Raw genomic sequence first — 19,174 nt, forward strand, 5'->3', positions numbered from 1 at the left:
GGATTCGGCTTTACTTCTCGGGGATGATCTTCGGTCATATTCTGGACACTGGCTTTCAGCAAAGCGCCAGCTCTCTTTGGAACAGAAACGATAACGTACTTCTTCCCTTCATGGAATTTTACAATTAGATGAATTTGAGTAATTGTACAATAGTCAGAAAATAAAATCAATGGTTGTTCCACTGAGGATAGGGAGAAAAAGGGATTTTGATAGAGATATAGAATTACTATTCAAGAGAAGCACCATTCATTTAATAGGAGATGTTAGCTTTGAAAACGGTAAGGGTTTTTCATTACGATGCATTCAGCAGTAAACCGAATAAAGGAAATCCGGCAGGTGTGGTTTTAGATGCGGATGGACTGACGGAAAAGGAAATGCAGGATATAGCACTAAAGGTGGGGTTCAATGAAACCTCTTTTCCCATGGAATCCGATATTGCCGATCTTAGAATCCGTTATTTTACACCGGGACACGAAATGAATCTTTGCGGACACGCGACAATGGCTACCATCCATGCACTGAAGACCAGGGGATTAGTGGCTAAAGATGAGCTGATGATTGAAACAGGGGCGGGAATATTGCCAATCAAGATCCATACGACGGGTGATCAAGAGATATACATTACGATGAAGCAGGCCACGCCGCAGTTTGAAGCATTTAACGGAGACAAGGGTGGCTTAACCAGTTCCATTGGCCTTGATATAGAGGATCTGGATAGTGAATTACCTATTGTTTATGGAAGTACAGGTTTATGGACTTTACTTGTTCCGGTAAAAGAACGCAATTCATTCAAAAAGATGAAGGTGAACAATAGCCTTTTTCCGCAATTATTAAAGGAAATGCCAAGAGCTTCCGTTCATCCCTTTTGCCTGGAAACCTATGATGGTGATGCCCATATGCATGCCCGGCATTTTTCCTCGCCATTTTCAGGTACGCTTGAAGACCCGGTTACAGGAACGGCTTCAGGTGTAATGGGGGCTTATTATGCAAAATACATAAAGGATGATCTTGAAGATGAGGTGCACCTGTTAATCGAACAGGGACATGAAATCGGAAAGGATGGCAGAGTTCGCGTTACGGCTACCAAAAACGATGACACCTATGATATTGAAATCACCGGGAATGCTGTCTACGTTAAAGAATTTGAAGTGGAAGTCTAGAAGGTTTATTGAACACGTAAAAACCCTGTACTAAGACTTTTCATGTCTTAGCACAGGGTTCTTGATGAATCATTCTCCAATGCTCATACCTTTTAAAACGACCGCAGTCAGAAACACGGTCACGCAAATGATTGAGGTGGATACGACAATCTCTGTTTGGAAATCCTTCCTTTAGATGATGGTCACGCCGCTTAGATCAACCTTTGCTCCATGTAAAAAGTTGTAAGTGAGTTTATCCATCGAAGCTCCAGTAAAATCGATTTTCTTTAAATCGGACATCCGGAATTGAACATTGATGAGTGTGGCATCGCGAAATGATGCCTTGGCTGAAGTCGGAGCGGCTTAAATCGCAGGAATTTATTTCTTACAGCGTAAGGAAGGCTGCTTCATTGATTCAGTAAAGAACATGAAATATTTGACATATGAAAATAAAAACCATGTCTCCTATTACATGGATAATGAGCCGATCATCGGGTTATTAAGTAAGAATGGATCATACCATCAGAAGATAGTTTGAAGGCATCTTTGATACCTTTAAATTCCAGTGGCCATTATATAAACAACACGGTCCAATAGTGTTTGAACGTCATATGTAACACATTTTTGATGCAGTTGTTACATAGGCATTGGCCGAAATCAGTATAATTAAATGGTGGGAAACAATGGGAAGAGGTGATGGTTTTGTCGGAGACGATTACAACCTATGAGGATCTATTGAATATGCTCGACTCGTTATTGCGTGAGCCAACTGGATTCTGGAATGGTTTTTATGAAGACCGTGAAAAAGGGGTTCCCTTTTTCGAAAATTTCCCTGATGAGAATTTGGTTACATATTTTGATGGTGGGTTAATCCAGCCAGGAAAGGTTCTTGAGCTTGGGTGCGGACCTGGAAGAAATGCCATTTATCTCTCTCAAAAGGGCTGTACCGTTGATGCGGTGGACCTTTCGAGCGAAGCCCTTGAATGGGGAAAAGAACGAGCGGCAAAAAAGAAAGTGCACGTGAACTTCATTCAAAAGAATATATTTGATTTGGATATTGAGGAAGGGCAATATGACTTCGTGTATGATTCAGGTTGTTTTCACCATATTGCTCCACATCGAAGGATCAATTATTTGGAGATGGTGAAAAAGGCGTTAAGACCTAAGGGATTGTATTCAATTACTTGTTTTGTCGAAGGCGGCATATTGGGTGGTGCAGATATTTCAGATTGGGAGATATATAGGCAAAGAAGTCTTAAAGGCGGATTAGGTTTTACTGAAGAAAAACTCAGAACGATCTTCAAGGAATTTGAAGTGGTGGAAATACGTAAAATGAGGAAAATGGAACAATCGGATGAAACCTTTGGGGTGCAAGGTTTATGGACGGCTTTGTTTATGAAAAAGTAATTCTTATAAGAAGTCGAAACGGGGGATCTGGGATCAGGTCCTTTTTTTGTTATAAAGAAAAGGGAAGATTTGTTAACAAAAAATAGAAATGGTAAACTATAACAATGGGCGAACCCAGATTTACCAGGATAATAGATGAAGGTTTTGCTGATCTTTTTTTTAAAAAAACAGTGGTTGTATGGTTTCAAAAACAGCTGGGAAGGTATATGGAAAGAGAGGACCCTTGGGCTTTTAGATCATAAAATCTTAAGTATGGAAGAGATTATCTTCGATGCTTACTTTGTTGATAATTTTTCAATACCCTGACAATGCTGATGTTAGCGTAGATTTATCGACTGCTTTTTATAAAAAACTAAATAGGAGGAGTTTATGCACAGAAATAAAGAATTATATTCCTTTTTATTGGGTGTGGCAGCACAAATGACGGATGAATGGTACGCAACATTGAATAAAAACGATAATTCGGGTGTTTATAGCTCACCCGATCCCAAAGTGATTAAAAAACTTAAGCAACAAAATAATGAATTCCATTTACGTTTCTTTCAGGTCTTTGTTACAGAGGAGAGGGAATTCGTTAAGCAGCTTGGTGAGTGGATTGAAGATATCGGTCAGGATGAGCAGCATTTAAATACACCCATCTATTTTATATTGAGGGAATTCTTTCGAACGCAAGAGCAATACCAGGATTATATTGACCGGTTTGTGGGATTGCATGGAGATCAATATACGCAGGAGCTAATAAACTCCTGGTACCGGATAGTGGTGAAGGTGTTCAGTGAAGTGATGGAGAGGTTTACGGAAGCGAATCAAAGGTATGCCAATAAAATCATGAAAGCTCAACAGGCCACGATCAATGAATTGAGCACGCCCATCATTTCCCTTAAAGATAACACGGCTTTGCTTCCCCTGATAGGCGATATTGACACGACGAGGGGCATGTCCTTGCTTGAAAACACATTGCAAAAGTGCGCTAAAAAAAATGTCACCAGGCTTTTCATTGACCTATCGGGCGTTCAAGCAATAGATAGTGCATCCGCCCACCAGCTGTCACAATTGATCGAATCCTTACATTTGATCGGAATCCAAACAACCCTTTCAGGACTTCGGCCGGAAATAGCCATGACTGCCGTTAAGCTTCAACTGCCTTTTGATAAAGTGACGATAAAGTCCACTCTTGCCCAGGCGATCAGTACGATAAAATAATACATACATATCCAGGGCATGGGGATGCTTGTTATAAATTTCATCGAGAAGACCGCCATATGGCAGTCTTCTTAAATGTGTAATGGTTTGTCAAACGGTCAGTTACTCATCCAGATGCCTGGATTATTCAATATTGGCAAAGAAGGCTAGGTCTTCTTTATTGCCCACCACTAAAAGCATATCTTTTTCATGGATATCCTGATCCGGTGAGGGGGCTATGATAATTTCCCCATTACTCACGATGGCAATGACGCTGATATTATATTTTGCCCGTAAATCAAGCTCCCTGAGGCTTTTTCCCTTCATGCTCATGGGGAGGATGATTTCCTCGATATTGTATTCTTTAGAGAGCTCTATATAGTTCAGCATGTTAGGGGAAAGAAGCTGATTAGCGACCCGTTCCCCCATATCCCTCTCAGGATAGATGACCCAGTCGGCACCGATTTTAGTGAGCACCTGACCGTGATTTTTATTAAGTGCTTTGGCAATGACCTTTTCGACCCCAAGCTCTTTTAAAAGTAAGGTAGTTAAAATGCTCGATTGCATGTCATTTCCGATGGCTACGATGACACAATCGAAATTACGGATTCCGATTGATTTCAATGTCTCTTCTTCAGTCGTATCCGCCATGATCGCATGGGTAACGCTCAGTTCCGCATTCTCGACTCTTTCCTCGTTGACATCTATACCCAATACCTCTTGCCCTGCCGTATATAATCTATGGGCCACACTGGTTCCGAATCTGCCTAAGCCGATCACGGCATATTGTCGTTTTCCCATCCTTTACACTCCTTCATTTATGATTACCCAATCATGATTTTCCCTTTTGGACGGCGGAACGGATCTGGTTTGCGTCTCATAGCGATAGCAAAGGCCAAAGTCAAAGGGCCAACCCTGCCTGCAAACATCGTGAAAATGATGAGCATCCGGCCAACCGGTGATAATTCCGGGGTCAAACCCATTGAAAGTCCCACGGTGGCGAATGCTGAAGTGGCTTCGAATAAAATCATCAAGAAATCACTTCCGCTTTCAGTGATGGTCAGCAGAATGGAAATGATTGAAACCATGAATGCGCCAATGAATGTAACGGATAATGCTTTAAAAATCGTTTCACTCACAATCCGGTGACGAAATAATACCACATCACCCTTTCCTTTAATCTGTGACCAAACCGTTCCAACAAGCGTCGCTAATGTAGTCGTTTTAATCCCGCCGCCAGTCGATCCGGGTGAAGCCCCGACGAACATCAGGAAAATGATGAGCAGTAATGTAGGCTGAGTTAAATCAGGGATATTCAGCGTATTGGAGCCTGCTGTCCTTGGTGTAACCGATTGAAATAAAGATGACAGCGTTTTACCCATGAAAGATAAAGGCTGCAATGTCTTGGCATTGCCGAACTCGAATAAAAAGATTAAAATTGCTCCGACAATCGTAAGGGTCAAGCTAGTCGCCAGAACTATCTTCGTATGTACGGATAAACGATGGGTATTCCGATATTCGTATAGTTCATTCATCACGATAAAACCTATCCCGCCAAACATGATGAGGAAGCAAACGGTAAGGGTTACGAATGGATCCGATACATAAGGGGTCAAACTCCTGAATTCCCCCATTAAATCAAAGCCGGCATTATTGAAATTCGATATGGAATGAAAAAACCCGTAATAGATCGCCCTGCCGATTGGCATGTCAAAAGAAAAGCGAATCGATAAAATTAGGGCACCAATGCCTTCAATGATGACAGTGAAAATCAAAAGCCGCTTCACTAATCTGACTACACCCGCCATGGATAGATTATTTAAGGACTCCTGTAAGAGTAACCTGCCTTTTAAAGAAATCTTTTTGCCTAATAGGAAAAAGAAAAACGTCGCAAATGTCATGAAACCTAAGCCGCCTACCTGAATCAGTGTTAAGATGACCAACTCACCAAAAGTCGTAAAGGTCGTTCCCGTATCCACTACGACCAGTCCTGTTACACATGTAGCTGAAGTCGAAGTGAATAAAGCATCAAGAAAAGAAAGGCCATTGCCATTTTCAGTGGAAATCGGCAGGGTCAATAAATATGCACCAATAAGTATCAGGATGGCAAAGCCGAGTACAAGTATTTTTGGCGGATCTAATTTTGTCATTCTCAAAGGATCATCCCTACCCATAAAAATATTGTGTAAAACTGTATGATATTATAATTATCAATCTGCTTTCAGAATCTTTTTAAAGGCATAATAAAAAGACCTGCGAAAACATCGATTAGCTTTTTTGGCAACAAAAAGCGTGCAAAAAAGCTTCCGAAATAGGCGGTCTTATGACCTCCTTCGCTTTAGCCGACGAAGTTAGCTGACGGGTAGGATGGCGAAAGAGCTAATCTCATCCCTTCTGCAAGGCAGAATTAACCCCAAATGATTGGGTCCTCCGTACTCACTTTTCAATGAGTTTTGGCCGAAATGCATTAAATTGATAAACGTATTCTACTCCCATGATTTAGCATTTGTAAACCCCTAAATCGCAAAAAAATATTTCTTTAACAAAACTGAAAATTTACGTTTTATTTACATTCAGAAAACGTATTGACAAATATTAGTTAGCACATTATGATAGGTTCGATTAAACCGATTATGATAACCAGTATCAAGGTACTTTATTCAATACTTTCAAGCAGAACATGCTATTGCCAATCAAAATTTCTAACAAATATTTTATGTTTCTTTTGTAAATGATAAAGAAAAAAGCATTGCATTCGTATTTAAAGATTCAAGACATTTTATTAAAAAGGCGGGCAATTATGGAGAAGACGTTCAATAGATATGTTATTAATGCTACAGGCAAGGGTGGCCAGACATATTTAACTCAATGCCAGGATAAAGATGCACTTAGGAAATGGATAGCCGATCATGAGGATCAAATCATCATGGATGAGTTAAGGATAACGGATAAGAAAAAGAATCCGTTTTTAAAGTTGTTTTCCCTAAGGTAAACTAAAATCCCAACTTACATTAGCGGTATTCAATTATGTATTCCCTGTGTTCTATCCGGAACGCTGAGCGAAAAATCCATATCTTGTTTTGCTTTTAAACTCATTTATTTTGAATGAGTTTTTTTTGCGTTGGGAATGTAGAGGCGAAAGCAGAGGAAAAGATGTAATCCGATTTTAAGGCATGTTGATGGAACATGCCTTAATAAATCGTTCATTGAACGAATGTGCGCAATTGGCTGATGAAGTTCAAGATTTGAAAATGGATCTTCGCCATTTCTTCCGCAGTTTGCTCTTCACAATTCTCCAGCCACTCCTGTATCACCCCTAAAATCGCCGATGTCAGGAAGGCGTGCATATACATGCGGAATGCTTCATCTTTAGCTGCTGGATGCAGGCTGATCAAACGCTCCAACAGTACTTCACCGAATACGCGCTTTATTTTTTTTGCAAAAGAAGGATCGCCCTGATCACCAAGAATGGCCCTTAAAGTGTTAGCATGTTCACTGATGAATTGAAAAATCGCTATGAAGGGCGGATAAAGTTGTTGTTGATGAAGAGCCAAAAATGCCTCTTTCGGCAAAATGGCAGTAATGCAAGTTTGAAGTTCATTTAACAATTCCTGCTGAATGTGATCCATCAATTCATATTTATCTGTGTAATGCAAATAGAATGTGCCCCGATTAATGTTGGCGCGCTCTGAAATTTTCTTTACTGAAACATGTGAGAACCCCTCTGCTTCAACGAGCGCAATAAAATGATGTTGTATTTGCTTTTTCGTCTTTTGTACCATATTCTCATGAGTCGATGCCATGGAATGTCTCCCTCACTAAACATTTTTCCAAATGTGTTGATTGTATTAGACCGATTGCTACCTTAGAATGATGATACACTCAACACCGTGTTAATTAAAGAGGGAGGATGTGTGTACAGTGAAAAATGCGATTTCCATTGAAGGTATTGCCAAAGATTTTCATCAGAAAAAGGTCATTCAGCCATTGAGCCTGAATATTGAAGAAAGTGGGATTTTTGGCTTGTTAGGTCCTTCAGGATGCGGAAAGACGACCTTGATTAAGATGATTGTCGGATTGATTAAGCCCGATGCGGGTAAAGTCACGGTTCTGGATCATGAAGTGCCAAATGAAGCACTGTTAATGGATGTCGGCTATATGGCACAGTCCGATGCTTTATATACAGAACTGACGGGAGCTGAAAACCTCGATTTTTTTGCGAAGCTTTACCGTTTTTCGAAAAAGGAACGAAGGGAACGCATTCAATATGCAGCTGAAATCGTACAGTTGACGAAGGATTTGAACGTTCGGGTTGCGCACTATTCCGGGGGGATGAAACGCCGTCTGTCACTGGCGGTTGCACTCATCCAAAATCCCGAGATTCTCATTTTGGATGAACCGACAGTAGGAATAGACCCTTTGCTGAAACAATCGATTTGGCAGGAACTTGAGCGTTTAAGAAATGAAGATCATAAAACGATCATCATCACGACGCATGTGATGGATGAAGCGGAACGATGCGATAAACTGGCAATGCTGCGTGAAGGTGAAATCATCGCGGCAGGAACCCCGGTAGACTTAAAAGCACAATATGCCGAGGAAACGCTTGATGATGTTTTTTTAAGGGTTGGAGGTGGCCTAAAATGAGAATGGCCTCTCTTGTTACTCGAATCACCCAGCAGCTGCGCCGGGATCGAAGGACACTCGCTTTATTCTTCCTAGCTCCGTTGCTCATTTTAACGCTCATGTATTTTATTTTCGATACAGAAGCAAGTGATTTGAAAGTCGTTGTTACAGGCAGTGATGATGCTATCGTTAAAGCATTAAAACAAGCGGATTTTCAAGTAACGGCTGCTGAGGAATTTTCACAGGAAAAAATGATTGAAAATGATACGGATGGCTGGCTGCATGTTGAAAATGGCAAAATAAAACTCACGCTATTGAACGATGAACCGACCCGTGCAAAAGCCGTTCAAATGCAAATGATGCATGGCTTGCAAGGGAATGAAAAAAACACTCCTTCCATTGAGGAGCAATATGTATACGGAGATGCCAACACAAAGAGTTTTGATACTTTCAGTCCGATGCTCGTAAGCTTTTTCGTGTTCTTCTTTGTATTTTTAATAGCGGGGATCGCGCTTTTGAAGGAGCGTACAAGTGGTACGCTGGAACGGCTGCTTGCCACCCCGATTAAAAGATACGAAATCGTAGCGGGCTATGTGATCGGATATGGCTTATTCGCTCTCATTCAAACCATAATTGTCGTACTATATGCTGTCAATGTATTGGATATCGTCCTTGTTGGCTCCATTTGGCTCGTTTTACTGACGAATATACTGGTCGCGCTCGTTGCATTATCGCTTGGTACATTACTATCGAGTTTCGCGACATCCGAATTCCAAATGGTACAATTCATACCGCTGGTCATCGTGCCGCAAGTCTTTTTTACAGGGATTTTCCCATTGGATGGCATGGCAGACTGGCTGCAAAAAATCGGCAAAATCATGCCTCTCTATTACGCATCGGATGCCATGAACGGCATTATGTACAAAGGCTTCACGTTCAATGAAATTTCACTGGATCTACTCATTCTCCTGGCCTTTGCCGTCGTCTTTATCACCATCAATATTATTAGTTTAAAAAAATATCGAGCAATATAAAATGAACTTATCATAAAAAAAAATGCCGGATTCCTGGAAAGTGAGGAACCGGCTTTTTTGTTTTATCGGATGAAGATATAGGTCGAATTATCTCGCGCAACGGTCGAATAACTTGCGTGAACGGTCGAAACCGCGATACTACTATCTTTACTATTAAGAAAAGAATATCAATTTAATTGTGCAGTAGTATTAGGTTAGAGATGATTAAGACAAATATTTACTTATTATACAACTTATATTATACAATCAAAAACCACTGTCATTTTAATCGGTAAATTGCCCCTGTTTTAAGAGCTATTTTGCACTTGAAAATACGTCTATTCTAAACAATAAAAGCACTTATCCAAACTGTGAGCTGGTAACAAGTGCTTTACGTTTTATTTTAGAGTTTTTTTCAAATAGCGATAAATGGTTGTTCGAGATACGCCCCATTTTTCCGCCATAAGAATCTTGCTCATTATGTAACTGGGTATTTTCACCAAGAGGAATGTCTACAATTTCAACCACTATGGTAAATATAATACTGAATGAATAATGAAAACAGATAATCAATAATGTTAAATGATAAATTAATATTATTGATTTTTTAGATTAAAAAATTTAATTTTCATTATTTGTATTTTCGACTCCTTGTTATATAATCGAATAAACTAAAAGGAAGGTAATTCATTATGGCTTATAAAGTAATCACAAATTGTCCTGTCTGCACTAAAACATTGAAAATTACAAAGCTACAGTGCTCTCATTGTAACACTACGATTGAAAATGAGTTTGAATTATCTAAGCTGGCATCCTTATCAAAAGATCAGCTTCATTTTGTGGAAGTATTTTTAACATGCAGAGGGAATATCAAGGAAGTTGAAAAGGAACTGGGGATTTCGTATCCAACGGTTCGAGGCAAGCTAACAGACATCATTTCATCCCTTGGATATGTGCAGAAGAAGAAAAATGAAGTAGACGAGAAAAAGGTTGTCACCATGTTGGAAAATGGCGAAATCACACCAGAAGAAGCCATTAAGCTCTTAAAAGAGGAATAGGGAGGAATTTATCATGAAAGAGGAAATTACAAGAGTGTTAACAATGGTTCAAGACGGGAAGATTGATGCAGATAAGGGATCAGAACTGATTCAAGTATTAAAAGAGAAAGAAGAAACAGGAAATAAGCTTTTTGAAAAACCGACTAAATATCTAGATAAAACATTAAAAATTCGTGTTGTATCAGCCGAAGATGATAACGTCACTGTCAATTTGCCTATAAAACTTGTCAAAGTAGTATTAATGGCCGGACACAGCATCGCAGCGAGCATTCCTCAATCGGAAAAATACGTTAAAGATATAGACATAAGCCTTATTATTGAAGCAATCGAAAACGAATTAGATGGCCAAATTGTTGATATTAAATCGGCAAACGGGGATACCGTTTCGGTCATCATTGATTAGTGATTTGCTTATGATGCATGTAAAAGTGAAAGCAAAAGACGTTCGGTTTTCCATCCCAATTCCATATGCTATTTTAAACATTGTAATTTCAATTTTGTCTTTAAAATTTTTCCAACAAAATGTAAACAAATGGACAAAAGGGCACTTCGAGAGAAAAAAACTGGACTTTACCTTTCCGCTAATAGACAAAAAAACGCTAAAGCCTATCGTCAAGGAACTGAAAAATTATAAGGGGATCGTGCTAGTAGATGTCAAAGCTAAGGACGGCACTGAGGTTAAGGTTAGACTATAATTTAATTTAATATAGAATACACCGACCACTGACTGGCATTTTTGATTAAATTATCCTATCCATTTAAAGAGGATTGATGTGAATAAATGCACTTAAACAAACGTGTGCTTTAGTGGAATAAGGACATTTAATCAACCTATAAAAATCTCATACTTAGCTAAAAAGAGTAACTCCATTTTGAATTAATCCTTTTTCAAAATGGGGTTTTTACATTTGCTATTAAATAAAGCTTAAACACATTTTGCTACAAAATTGGGCTTATTAAATTTACTTATAGTGCAAAATATCATTAAAACAGGTGCAAATTATCTCCTGAAATAATTGCGTCAACGGCCAAATAAAGTGAGTACCATAATTTTAAAACAAGTCTTTGTTATACTACATGATTTTTTACTGTTTTTATATGAGCTAAAAACTAATGGATTGAAATAATTTGCGACACTCCTGCATGATGACTGGTTGGCCGAGACCCCACAGACGCTTGCTTAGACAGTCGGCGGAAAGGGAGCGGATTTCTGAAATAAACTGCAACTTTTTTTGAGAAAATTGTCTTTTCACTAAAGTCTGTAAGAAACAGAGGTTTCTTTACAATCCCAATAAAATAAACTATTGTAAAGAAAACCTATCATTAATTATTGTTCGAAATCATTATGTATAGAGGAAGGTATATGGAAATATGGGTGTAAAGTATAGAATGGTCGTAGAACAAATGGAGAAAGAAATATTAGAAGGAATATATACATTAAATACTAAGTTACCTACTGAAGAAGAGTTGATGAAGAAGTTCGATGTCAGCAGGAATACCATTAGAAAAGCAATCAACATATTGGTTGAGCAGGGTTATATCTATCAAGTTCAAGGAAGCGGCATATTCCTAAGGGAATTTTCCAGACCGGGCTGCATTTCGATGAGGGATATGACGGGCTTAACCAAAGTGTTTCCAAATGATGAAATGAAAAGTAAAGTGTTGAAGTTGGAATTAATAGAAGCCGATGAAAAATTGGCCAAGCAAATGAAATGCAATGTGAAAACCAAAATCTATAACCTCAAACGGGTTAGATACATAAATGGTGAACCCATTGTAATTGAAGAGTCCTTTTTCAATAAAGACATCATTCCCATATTAAATAAAGAAATTGCAAATGGTTCCATTTATGAATATATAATCGAGGATTTAAAGTTGAATATTGGTTTTGCGGATAAAATCATATCATGTGAAAAACTAAATGACGATGATGCCAAGCTTTTGGACTTGCAGCCAGGTGATCCGACATTAATAGTTGAAAGTACGGTCTTTTTAAAAGCGGGAGCCGTTTTTGATTTATCAATCGAGAAATATAATTACACTTCAGCCAAACTATTAACATTGACTTAATGAGGGCAGGAAATTCTTTACTTGATAAGATAACTGATACAAGTATAAATAATATACAAAGAGCGGCTGCAGTAGTTAGCAATCGCTCTTTTTTTAATTTCTCGTTTTATAATGATTCTCAGCTGTGGAAATAGGGCAGCTCAAAACGCTTCACCTTTTTGCAATAGGTCTAAGAAGATTCCAAAATAAATTAAGAATCCCTGGTATTTCACATGGTTTGCTCTGCAATTACCCCATCAATGATCATCAGCTTCGCATGTAACATTGTCGTACTGATAGATATGGATCCAGCTTCTACACGGTCACCGTTATAGGTACGGTTTTGGCAATGTCCCTGTCTTTGGGGATTTGTTTACCTCTTTTCCTCTACTGAAATCACTCCCTTGTTTTTCTTAGATAAAGAATCCGGGCTCACAATGGGAACAAAAATTATACGCAATAAGAGCGAAAAAACTAAGAATTCTGGCATGTTGAACGCAAAAAAACATATTAGGGCTATCTAGGGAATAAAATGAATGGAATATTTTGAAGGAAAGTGGGGCAGTGCATGTGAAAATCCATGTGGTGAATAGGGGGGATTCTTTGTGGGGAATTTCCCAGCAATATGGTGTCAGCACCAACCGAATTGTTCGGATCAATGGCCTTGAAAATCCAGATAAGCTAGTGATTGGCCTTGCACTTTTGATTCCTGAACCTTATCTTCAGTACAGGGTTCAGCAAGGGGATACTCTAGATAAAATCGCAAATCAGTTTGGAACTACGATACAGGAAATCATGCAATCGAATCGCATCACAAATCCTGCTACTATCTATCAAGGGCAGAGGCTAACCATTCCGGTCATTTATCATACCGTAAGGGAACGAGATACCCTTTATGATATAGCAAGACGTTATGGAACGACAGTTCAAGCCATTATGCAGATGAATCGGATTACAGATCCGTCCAATATTTATATCGGACGGATAATAAGGATTCCCCAGAAACCGAAACCCATCATTGATGTAAATGGTTTTACAAACGTTTACGGGCAAGCCGGTGCAGAGCAGGTACGTGAAGTAGCCTACGATTTGACCTACGTAAGTCCATTTGGTTATAGAATGAGGCAAGATGGCAGCTTAGAAGTCATTGATGACACCCCGACAATACGGGCGGCCGAGTCAACTAGCGTCATACCCATGATGTGCATAACGAATTTTTCCGCCACGGAAGCGGGAACGCAGCTTGCACATACGATACTTTCCGATTTAAGTTTAGTGGAAAAAATATTAACCAACGTCATAAAAACGATGAAAAACAAAGGGTACCGTGGATTGAATATCGATTTTGAAAGTGTAGCACCAGAGGATCGTGATTTCTATAATCGCTTTCTTCAAAGAGCAGTGGATCGATTGCGTCCTGAGGGCTACTTTGTGTCATCCTCCCTTGCCCCAAAAACTAGCGCCAATCAAAAGGGATTATTAGTTGAGGCACATGATTATCCAGTTCACGGAAGGCTGCTCGACTTCGTAGTGCTGATGACATATGAATGGGGTTACCGAAAGGGGCCGCCACAGGCAATCTCTCCCATTAATGAAATAAAGCGTGTCCTTGACTATGCCGTAACGGAGATACCAACAAATAAAATCTTCATAGGATTTCAAATTTATGCACGGGACTGGCTCGTTCCCCATGAAGAGGGACAGGAAGCAGAGACTTTCGACATGCAGGAAGCCATCAGACGCGCCGTCCAATATAATGTAGAAATAAAATATGATGAGACAGCCCAATCACCGTATTATAGGTACAAAGATAATCAGGGACGCACACATGAAGTTTGGTTTGAGGACGCACGCAGTGCTAAAGCTAAATTCGACTTAGTGAAGAGTTACAGGTCAAGGGGTCTCAGTTATTGGGTGCTTGGTTATCCTTTTCCCCAGAATTGGGAACTGCTTGGGGATACATTTATTGTACGGAAACTGTAGGGTGTTTTTGGATCACACATAATTATTATAGTGATGGGCAGCTTTTTTTTATAAAGCTGCCTATTTTAGTGAAAAGCTTAATGGAATGATGAAATTCGCGACACTCCTGCCGAATAACTGGCTAGCCGAGGAGGCTTGGCAGACAGTCGGCGGAAAGGGAGCGCGTCCGCCCCCGGTTGCCCTTTTTCATTGTACAAGAATCGAAATGGCACTATACACTAATAACAAAGCCATGACTACATTAAACTGACTCCTATACTTTGATAAAAACGTTTGAAAAACCGAACCGAACATACTCCAACAGAACGTACTCATAAAACCGACAAAAGCCAGAAATAATGAAAAGAATAGTAAGCTGAAATTTGAAGAGTGATAAGGTAGGATGAAGGTCGATATTGCCGTGATGCCATAAAGAATGCCTTTTGGATTTATGAATTGTAAAAGCATGCCCGCTATAAAACTGTTGTTCCTGTCAGCATTATCGTCCTTAGCTTTATTTGAACTTGAAATGATTTTTATGGCCAGATATAGCATATAGATTGCACCTAGGATAGTCATGATAAATTCAATCTTTGGTATGAAATTTTCAAGCAAAACATTAAAATAACTACACAATAACATTATTACAAAAAAACCGGCACCTACCCCAAAACAAAATTTAATCGTCTTTTTTAACCCGTACTTGTTCGCAAATAACATTGCCATGATGTTATTTGGACCAGGAGTGAAACTTGTCACAAAAACAAATAGCAAAAAAGATGGTAAAGGCATGGTTGACTCTCCTTTGTATGTTATAATGACCAAAATTGACATTATAACGATTTCCTTTTTATTGTACAATGCCGACGTTATATTGTAAATAAGGAGCATTTTTATGGAAGAAATAAATTTCATTATTGCTAACAATTTAAAAGCCATCAGGGAAAGTAAGAAATTAAGTCTTGAAAAGGTTGCAGAATTAACTGGAGTAAGCAAAACGATGATCGGACAAATAGAAAGGGGAGGATCAAGCCCTACGATTACAACAATTTGGAAAATAGCCAATGGATTAAAGATTTCATTTTCTTCCCTGATAAATAGCCCGCAGCCGGATACAAAAATTGTTTTAAAAAGTGAAATTCAATCATTATCTGAAGATAACGGCAAATATCGAGTTTATCCCTACTTTCCCTTTGAGGATGAGAAGCGCTTTGAAGTATATTCAGTCGAGATAGAAAAAGGTGGATTCCTAAGTTCCGATTCGCATAGGGAAGGAACTGAAGAGTACATAACTGTTTTTGAAGGGGAAGTGACTGTACGTGTAAATAACGAAGAATATACAGTAAGGAATGGTGATTCCATCAGATTCAGGGCTGACAGACCGCATGCCTACCATAATTCAGGGGAAACATTAACTCGCTTAAGCATGATCCTATATTATCCAAATTAAAAGGCTGTTTAGTAAGGTTATTGGCCTCTATATATAGACTGTTGAAAACACGGTCTAGGCTGGGAGAGATAGAGAGATTTAATTCTCTCTTTTTTTATTTCAGGTAATTTAGGTATTAAGACCATTGGTGGTTGTAGGAGAAACTGATTCTATTTTACCACTAAAACATTTTTTCGATATATCATCTATCTGCTATTAGGTATTTTGGGGTGATTATAATGATAATATTCTGTTAATATTCCGTGATGTATTGTAAATTTGTTTTAAAATTGGATTATTTTGTTGTAATATAGGAGATATACGGATCTTTAGAGGAAAAAAGTAGGGTGGATTTGTGTATGGGTAAGTAAATTTGTCGGGATTCAATTTTTGGAAAAGCGTGTCAATTCTATGGATAAGTTAGCTGAATGTTATGTCAGTATAGAACTTATGGGGGGATAACTATAATGGGGAAAAAGAAAATCATAAAAATTGCATCAGCTACCATAATGGCTGCGACAACGATCGTAGCGGTAGCGCCGGCACCTTCTGATGCTGCCACTAGCCTGAATAGTAAAATCAAAACGGCCAAGGCCGCCATCAAAAAACCATTCGACACCTATTTCTACACTTCTAAACTCGCTTCAGTGTCCACTGTTGAAAAACAAATCAAGTCTGCAAAACAAGCAAAAAAAGACATCAACTCTACCATTAAAAAATCAATGCTAAGCAAAAAAGAAAAAGATGCCAAATACAAAGAAATCGAAGCTTATGACAAGTACATCACTCGTTCAGAAGGTTATGTAAAAGGGTATAAAGCGGCCGAGAAAGCAAAAGCTGCACATGGCAAATCGATTGGCGCCCTTACGAATTCAATACTTGCCAAGAAATCAATAGATATCAGGAATCAATACGAGGCACTGGATAAAGCCGTGAAAAAGACAGATAAAGATATTAAAGATACGGTTTACGGTGCGAAAATCGAAAAGCTATTATATGATAAATTCACTAAATCGACCAAAACAGCTTTGAACGGTGACCTGAAAGTTCCGTACTACTATGAAAAAGCTGCATACTGGGTGAAGAAGGGTGATCTAAAGACTGCGGACAAGCGGATGCAAACCGTTTCATCACAGTTGAAAAAGGTCAGCAAAACATCCAAGCTCGGAAAAGCCATACACGCCTATGTTAAAGAAGTGAAAGGTAAGTATGATGATGCGGTATATGCAGAAAAGAAAAAAGAAGTGGCAAAACGGGTCAATGCCTATGTAGCTCTTGCCAATGGGGAACTTAAAACGAAAGAACAGATAAAAGCGGCTAAAAAGGCGAGAGCCGACATCCATTTAAATGGGATCAAGGAGTCGGATCGAAAGGAATTCGAAGCGAAAATAGCATTGGCGGATAAGAAAGTGGCAGCTGCTAAAGAAGGTTTGAAAAATCCAGCGAAGGCAATCACGCTTTCCTTGATGCATACGAATGACACGCATGCCCACTTGGACAATGTGGCCAAAAGGGTGACAGCTGTTAAAGAAGTGCGTAAGAGTAAACCGCAAGCTCTTTTGGTGGATGCTGGTGACGTATTCTCGGGAACCCTCTATTTTAATGAATTCAAAGGGCAAGCGGATCTTCGCTTCATGAATTTAATGAAATATGATGTCATGACATTTGGGAATCATGAGTTTGACTTGGGATCAAGCGCTGAAGGGCATCAAGCTTTGGCGGACTTCATTAAGGGGGCTCAGTTCCCATTTGTCAGTTCGAACGTGGACTTCTCCAAGGATGATAAGTTTAAGGGACTATTTTCGGACCTGATTTCTAGTAAGCCGGAGCAAGGGAAGATATACAATGGAATCGTTAAACAAGTGGATGGCCAAAAGGTAGGGTTCTTCGGACTTACAACGGAAGAGACGAAAGATATTTCAAGTCCTGGAAGTATAGTATTTGAAAACTATCTTGAAGAGGCTGAAAAAGCGGTCAAGGCGTTCAAAGGCATGGGTGTTAATAAGATAGTTGCCGTATCCCATATTGGTTATGATGACAATGCAGCTTATGACAATGATTTAACATTAGCTGCCAAGGTCAAAGGCATCGACGTGATCGTGGGCGGACATAGCCATACGCAGTTAAACGCCCCCGTTGTTGTTGACAAAGATGATAAAGGGAAAACCAAAGATCCGACAGTCATCGTTCAAGGGTATCAGTATAGCGACTTTTTAGGAACGATCGATGTGGAATTCGATAAGAAAGGCAAGATTGTCGGACAAGCAGGTCAGCTGATTAAGCTTTCTGAAAAACAGGATGATGCTGAAGCGGCAAAAGTGCTCGAAACATACTCCTCGAAGATTAAGGAGCTGAAGGAAACGAAGACTGGGGCAACAGCTGTGAAGGCTTTGGACACACCGCGTGATGCAGGGGATGAAACGAAACCGAGTGTTCGTAAAAATGAAACCGAACTGGGTAATTTAATTACGGATGGCATGCTTAGTAAAGCGAAGGAATTCAATAAGGATGCGGTCATAGCCTTCCAAAATGGTGGGGGCATCCGCGCAGGTATCGATCAAGGTGAGATCACTTTAGGGGAAATACTGACCGTTTTACCGTTTGGGAATACGTTAGCGACGATGGAGCTTTCGGGTGCAGAGATCAATGAAGCATTAGAGCATAGTGTAAGCTTGGCTCCTAAGGAAAATGGCGGCTTCCTGCATGTATCCGGAATGAAATTCAGCTACGATAGTTCAAAGGAATTGGGCAATCGTGTGACAAAGGTTGAAGTCCTTGGACAAGATGGAACATATTCCGAATTGGATGCAGCGAAGCAATATGTCGTGGCGACCAATGCTTTTACAGCCAAGGGCGGAGATGGATTCACTGTTTTCAAGAAGGCATATGAAGAAGGAAGAGTGACGGATATCGGACTGGCTGATTGGGAGAATTTACGGGATTATGTAAGCGGGCTGAAAACTGTCGATCCAAGCATCGAAGGACGCATCAAGGATGTGGCTGGAAGCAATACAGACCCGACTGTCGTATTGGCTAAAGACTTTGGCGGAACGGCTGATGCGCCAAAAACACATGAAGGTAATGTAGTTGTGGACATCACGGATATCGCTTCATTGGAAAATGCAGTAGTTAAAGGGAATCTTACATTAACAGGAACTCCTCCGGATAACTTCACTTTTTCACAGGTTACAGTCGAGGGTGATTTGGATTTATCGGGACTTAACGGTAAAACCGTGAGCATGAGCGGTGTCACGGTGAATGGCGAAACCATTCTTTAAGCGGTATTCAAATTATTGCCGTACCTACGTA

At 39.6% G+C, this 19,174-nt stretch carries 18 protein-coding genes, 1 pseudogene, 1 riboswitch and 1 other annotated feature (1 of these 21 only partly in view); of the genes and pseudogenes, 13 read left to right on the forward strand and 6 right to left on the reverse strand.

Annotation, left to right across the window (positions count from 1 at the left end):
• Positions 1-121: a binding site (T-box leader), on the reverse strand (it extends 110 nt beyond the left edge of the window).
• Between the two features lie 148 nt (positions 122-269).
• Positions 270-1,160 (forward strand): PhzF family phenazine biosynthesis protein, encoded by an 891-nt coding sequence (locus J7E52_RS11585; RefSeq protein ID WP_214746230.1) that lies wholly within the window; start codon positions 270-272, stop codon positions 1,158-1,160.
• A 171-nt stretch (positions 1,161-1,331) separates the two neighbouring features.
• Here the strand turns inward: J7E52_RS11585 and J7E52_RS11590 are convergent.
• Positions 1,332-1,472: pseudogene (locus J7E52_RS11590) on the reverse strand (pentapeptide repeat-containing protein); the annotation flags it as partial.
• A 369-nt stretch (positions 1,473-1,841) separates the two neighbouring features.
• Between J7E52_RS11590 and J7E52_RS11595 the strand changes: the two are divergent.
• Together J7E52_RS11595 and J7E52_RS11600 are read left to right on the forward strand one after the other, a co-directional pair.
• Positions 1,842-2,546: a class I SAM-dependent methyltransferase gene (locus tag J7E52_RS11595; protein WP_214746233.1), complete on the forward strand. Its 705-nt coding sequence runs from the start codon at positions 1,842-1,844 to the stop codon at positions 2,544-2,546.
• 369 nt (positions 2,547-2,915) lie between these two features.
• Positions 2,916-3,749: an STAS domain-containing protein gene (locus J7E52_RS11600; protein WP_214746236.1), complete on the forward strand. Its 834-nt coding sequence runs from the start codon at positions 2,916-2,918 to the stop codon at positions 3,747-3,749.
• Positions 3,750-3,872: 123 nt separating this feature from the next.
• Here the strand turns inward: J7E52_RS11600 and J7E52_RS11605 are convergent, their stop codons facing one another.
• The gene (locus J7E52_RS11605; RefSeq protein WP_214746238.1) at positions 3,873-4,529 is read right to left on the reverse strand and encodes a potassium channel family protein; all 657 of its coding nucleotides are present in this window, start codon (positions 4,527-4,529) and stop codon (positions 3,873-3,875) included.
• A 23-nt stretch (positions 4,530-4,552) separates the two neighbouring features.
• Positions 4,553-5,878, reverse strand: a complete 1,326-nt coding sequence (locus J7E52_RS11610; RefSeq protein WP_214746241.1) for a TrkH family potassium uptake protein — start codon at positions 5,876-5,878, stop codon at positions 4,553-4,555.
• A gap of 175 nt (positions 5,879-6,053) precedes the next feature.
• Positions 6,054-6,197: riboswitch (cyclic di-AMP (ydaO/yuaA leader) on the reverse strand.
• A gap of 331 nt (positions 6,198-6,528) precedes the next feature.
• Between J7E52_RS11610 and J7E52_RS11615 the strand changes: the two genes are divergently transcribed.
• Positions 6,529-6,720 carry a hypothetical protein gene (locus J7E52_RS11615; protein WP_076370632.1) on the forward strand — a complete coding sequence of 64 codons (192 nt, stop codon included), beginning with the start codon at positions 6,529-6,531 and terminating at the stop codon, positions 6,718-6,720.
• A gap of 211 nt (positions 6,721-6,931) precedes the next feature.
• On the opposite strand, the gene J7E52_RS11620 is transcribed toward J7E52_RS11615, so the two are convergent.
• The gene (locus J7E52_RS11620) at positions 6,932-7,531 is read right to left on the reverse strand and encodes a TetR/AcrR family transcriptional regulator (RefSeq protein ID WP_214746244.1); all 600 of its coding nucleotides are present in this window, start codon (positions 7,529-7,531) and stop codon (positions 6,932-6,934) included.
• Positions 7,532-7,649: 118 nt separating this feature from the next.
• Between J7E52_RS11620 and J7E52_RS11625 the strand changes: the two genes are divergently transcribed.
• A complete protein-coding gene (locus tag J7E52_RS11625; RefSeq protein ID WP_214746247.1) occupies positions 7,650-8,375 on the forward strand; it encodes an ABC transporter ATP-binding protein in 726 nt (241 codons plus the stop codon).
• Complete coding sequence (locus tag J7E52_RS11630; protein ID WP_214746250.1) at positions 8,372-9,388, forward strand: ABC transporter permease; 1,017 nt, start codon at positions 8,372-8,374, stop codon at positions 9,386-9,388. The genes J7E52_RS11625 and J7E52_RS11630 overlap by 4 nt, the downstream gene beginning before the upstream one ends.
• A gap of 377 nt (positions 9,389-9,765) precedes the next feature.
• Here the strand turns inward: J7E52_RS11630 and J7E52_RS27410 are convergent, their stop codons facing one another.
• Positions 9,766-9,846: a helix-turn-helix domain-containing protein gene (locus J7E52_RS27410; protein WP_396020269.1), complete on the reverse strand. Its 81-nt coding sequence runs from the start codon at positions 9,844-9,846 to the stop codon at positions 9,766-9,768.
• A gap of 213 nt (positions 9,847-10,059) precedes the next feature.
• Between J7E52_RS27410 and J7E52_RS11640 the strand changes: the two genes are divergently transcribed.
• From J7E52_RS11640 to J7E52_RS11655, 5 genes are all read left to right on the forward strand, one after another.
• Entirely contained in the window at positions 10,060-10,425 is a 366-nt protein-coding gene (locus tag J7E52_RS11640; protein WP_214746255.1) for a DUF2089 domain-containing protein, read from the forward strand.
• A gap of 13 nt (positions 10,426-10,438) precedes the next feature.
• Positions 10,439-10,828 carry an SHOCT-like domain-containing protein gene (locus J7E52_RS11645; RefSeq protein ID WP_214746258.1) on the forward strand — a complete coding sequence of 130 codons (390 nt, stop codon included), beginning with the start codon at positions 10,439-10,441 and terminating at the stop codon, positions 10,826-10,828.
• Between the two features lie 10 nt (positions 10,829-10,838).
• On the forward strand, positions 10,839-11,120 hold the full coding sequence (locus tag J7E52_RS26920) for a hypothetical protein (RefSeq protein ID WP_286197674.1): 282 nt from the start codon (positions 10,839-10,841) through the stop codon (positions 11,118-11,120).
• A gap of 676 nt (positions 11,121-11,796) precedes the next feature.
• On the forward strand, positions 11,797-12,495 hold the full coding sequence (locus J7E52_RS11650) for a GntR family transcriptional regulator (protein ID WP_214746261.1): 699 nt from the start codon (positions 11,797-11,799) through the stop codon (positions 12,493-12,495).
• A 549-nt stretch (positions 12,496-13,044) separates the two neighbouring features.
• On the forward strand, positions 13,045-14,457 hold the full coding sequence (locus tag J7E52_RS11655; RefSeq protein WP_214746265.1) for a glycoside hydrolase family 18 protein: 1,413 nt from the start codon (positions 13,045-13,047) through the stop codon (positions 14,455-14,457).
• Positions 14,458-14,643: 186 nt separating this feature from the next.
• Here the strand turns inward: J7E52_RS11655 and J7E52_RS11660 are convergent, their stop codons facing one another.
• A complete protein-coding gene (locus tag J7E52_RS11660; protein ID WP_214746268.1) occupies positions 14,644-15,228 on the reverse strand; it encodes a LysE family transporter in 585 nt (194 codons plus the stop codon).
• A 103-nt stretch (positions 15,229-15,331) separates the two neighbouring features.
• On the opposite strand from J7E52_RS11660, the gene J7E52_RS11665 reads away from it, so the two are divergent.
• Together J7E52_RS11665 and J7E52_RS26925 are read left to right on the forward strand one after the other, a co-directional pair.
• Complete coding sequence (locus J7E52_RS11665; RefSeq protein WP_214746271.1) at positions 15,332-15,886, forward strand: helix-turn-helix domain-containing protein; 555 nt, start codon at positions 15,332-15,334, stop codon at positions 15,884-15,886.
• A gap of 446 nt (positions 15,887-16,332) precedes the next feature.
• Positions 16,333-19,143 carry a bifunctional metallophosphatase/5'-nucleotidase gene (locus J7E52_RS26925; protein ID WP_286197676.1) on the forward strand — a complete coding sequence of 937 codons (2,811 nt, stop codon included), beginning with the start codon at positions 16,333-16,335 and terminating at the stop codon, positions 19,141-19,143.
• The last annotated feature ends 31 nt before the right edge of the window (positions 19,144-19,174 follow it).

This window comes from Bacillus sp. ISL-34 (genome assembly GCF_018613325.1).
In the GTDB taxonomy this organism is placed as follows: Bacteria; Bacillota; Bacilli; order Bacillales; family DSM-1321; genus Peribacillus.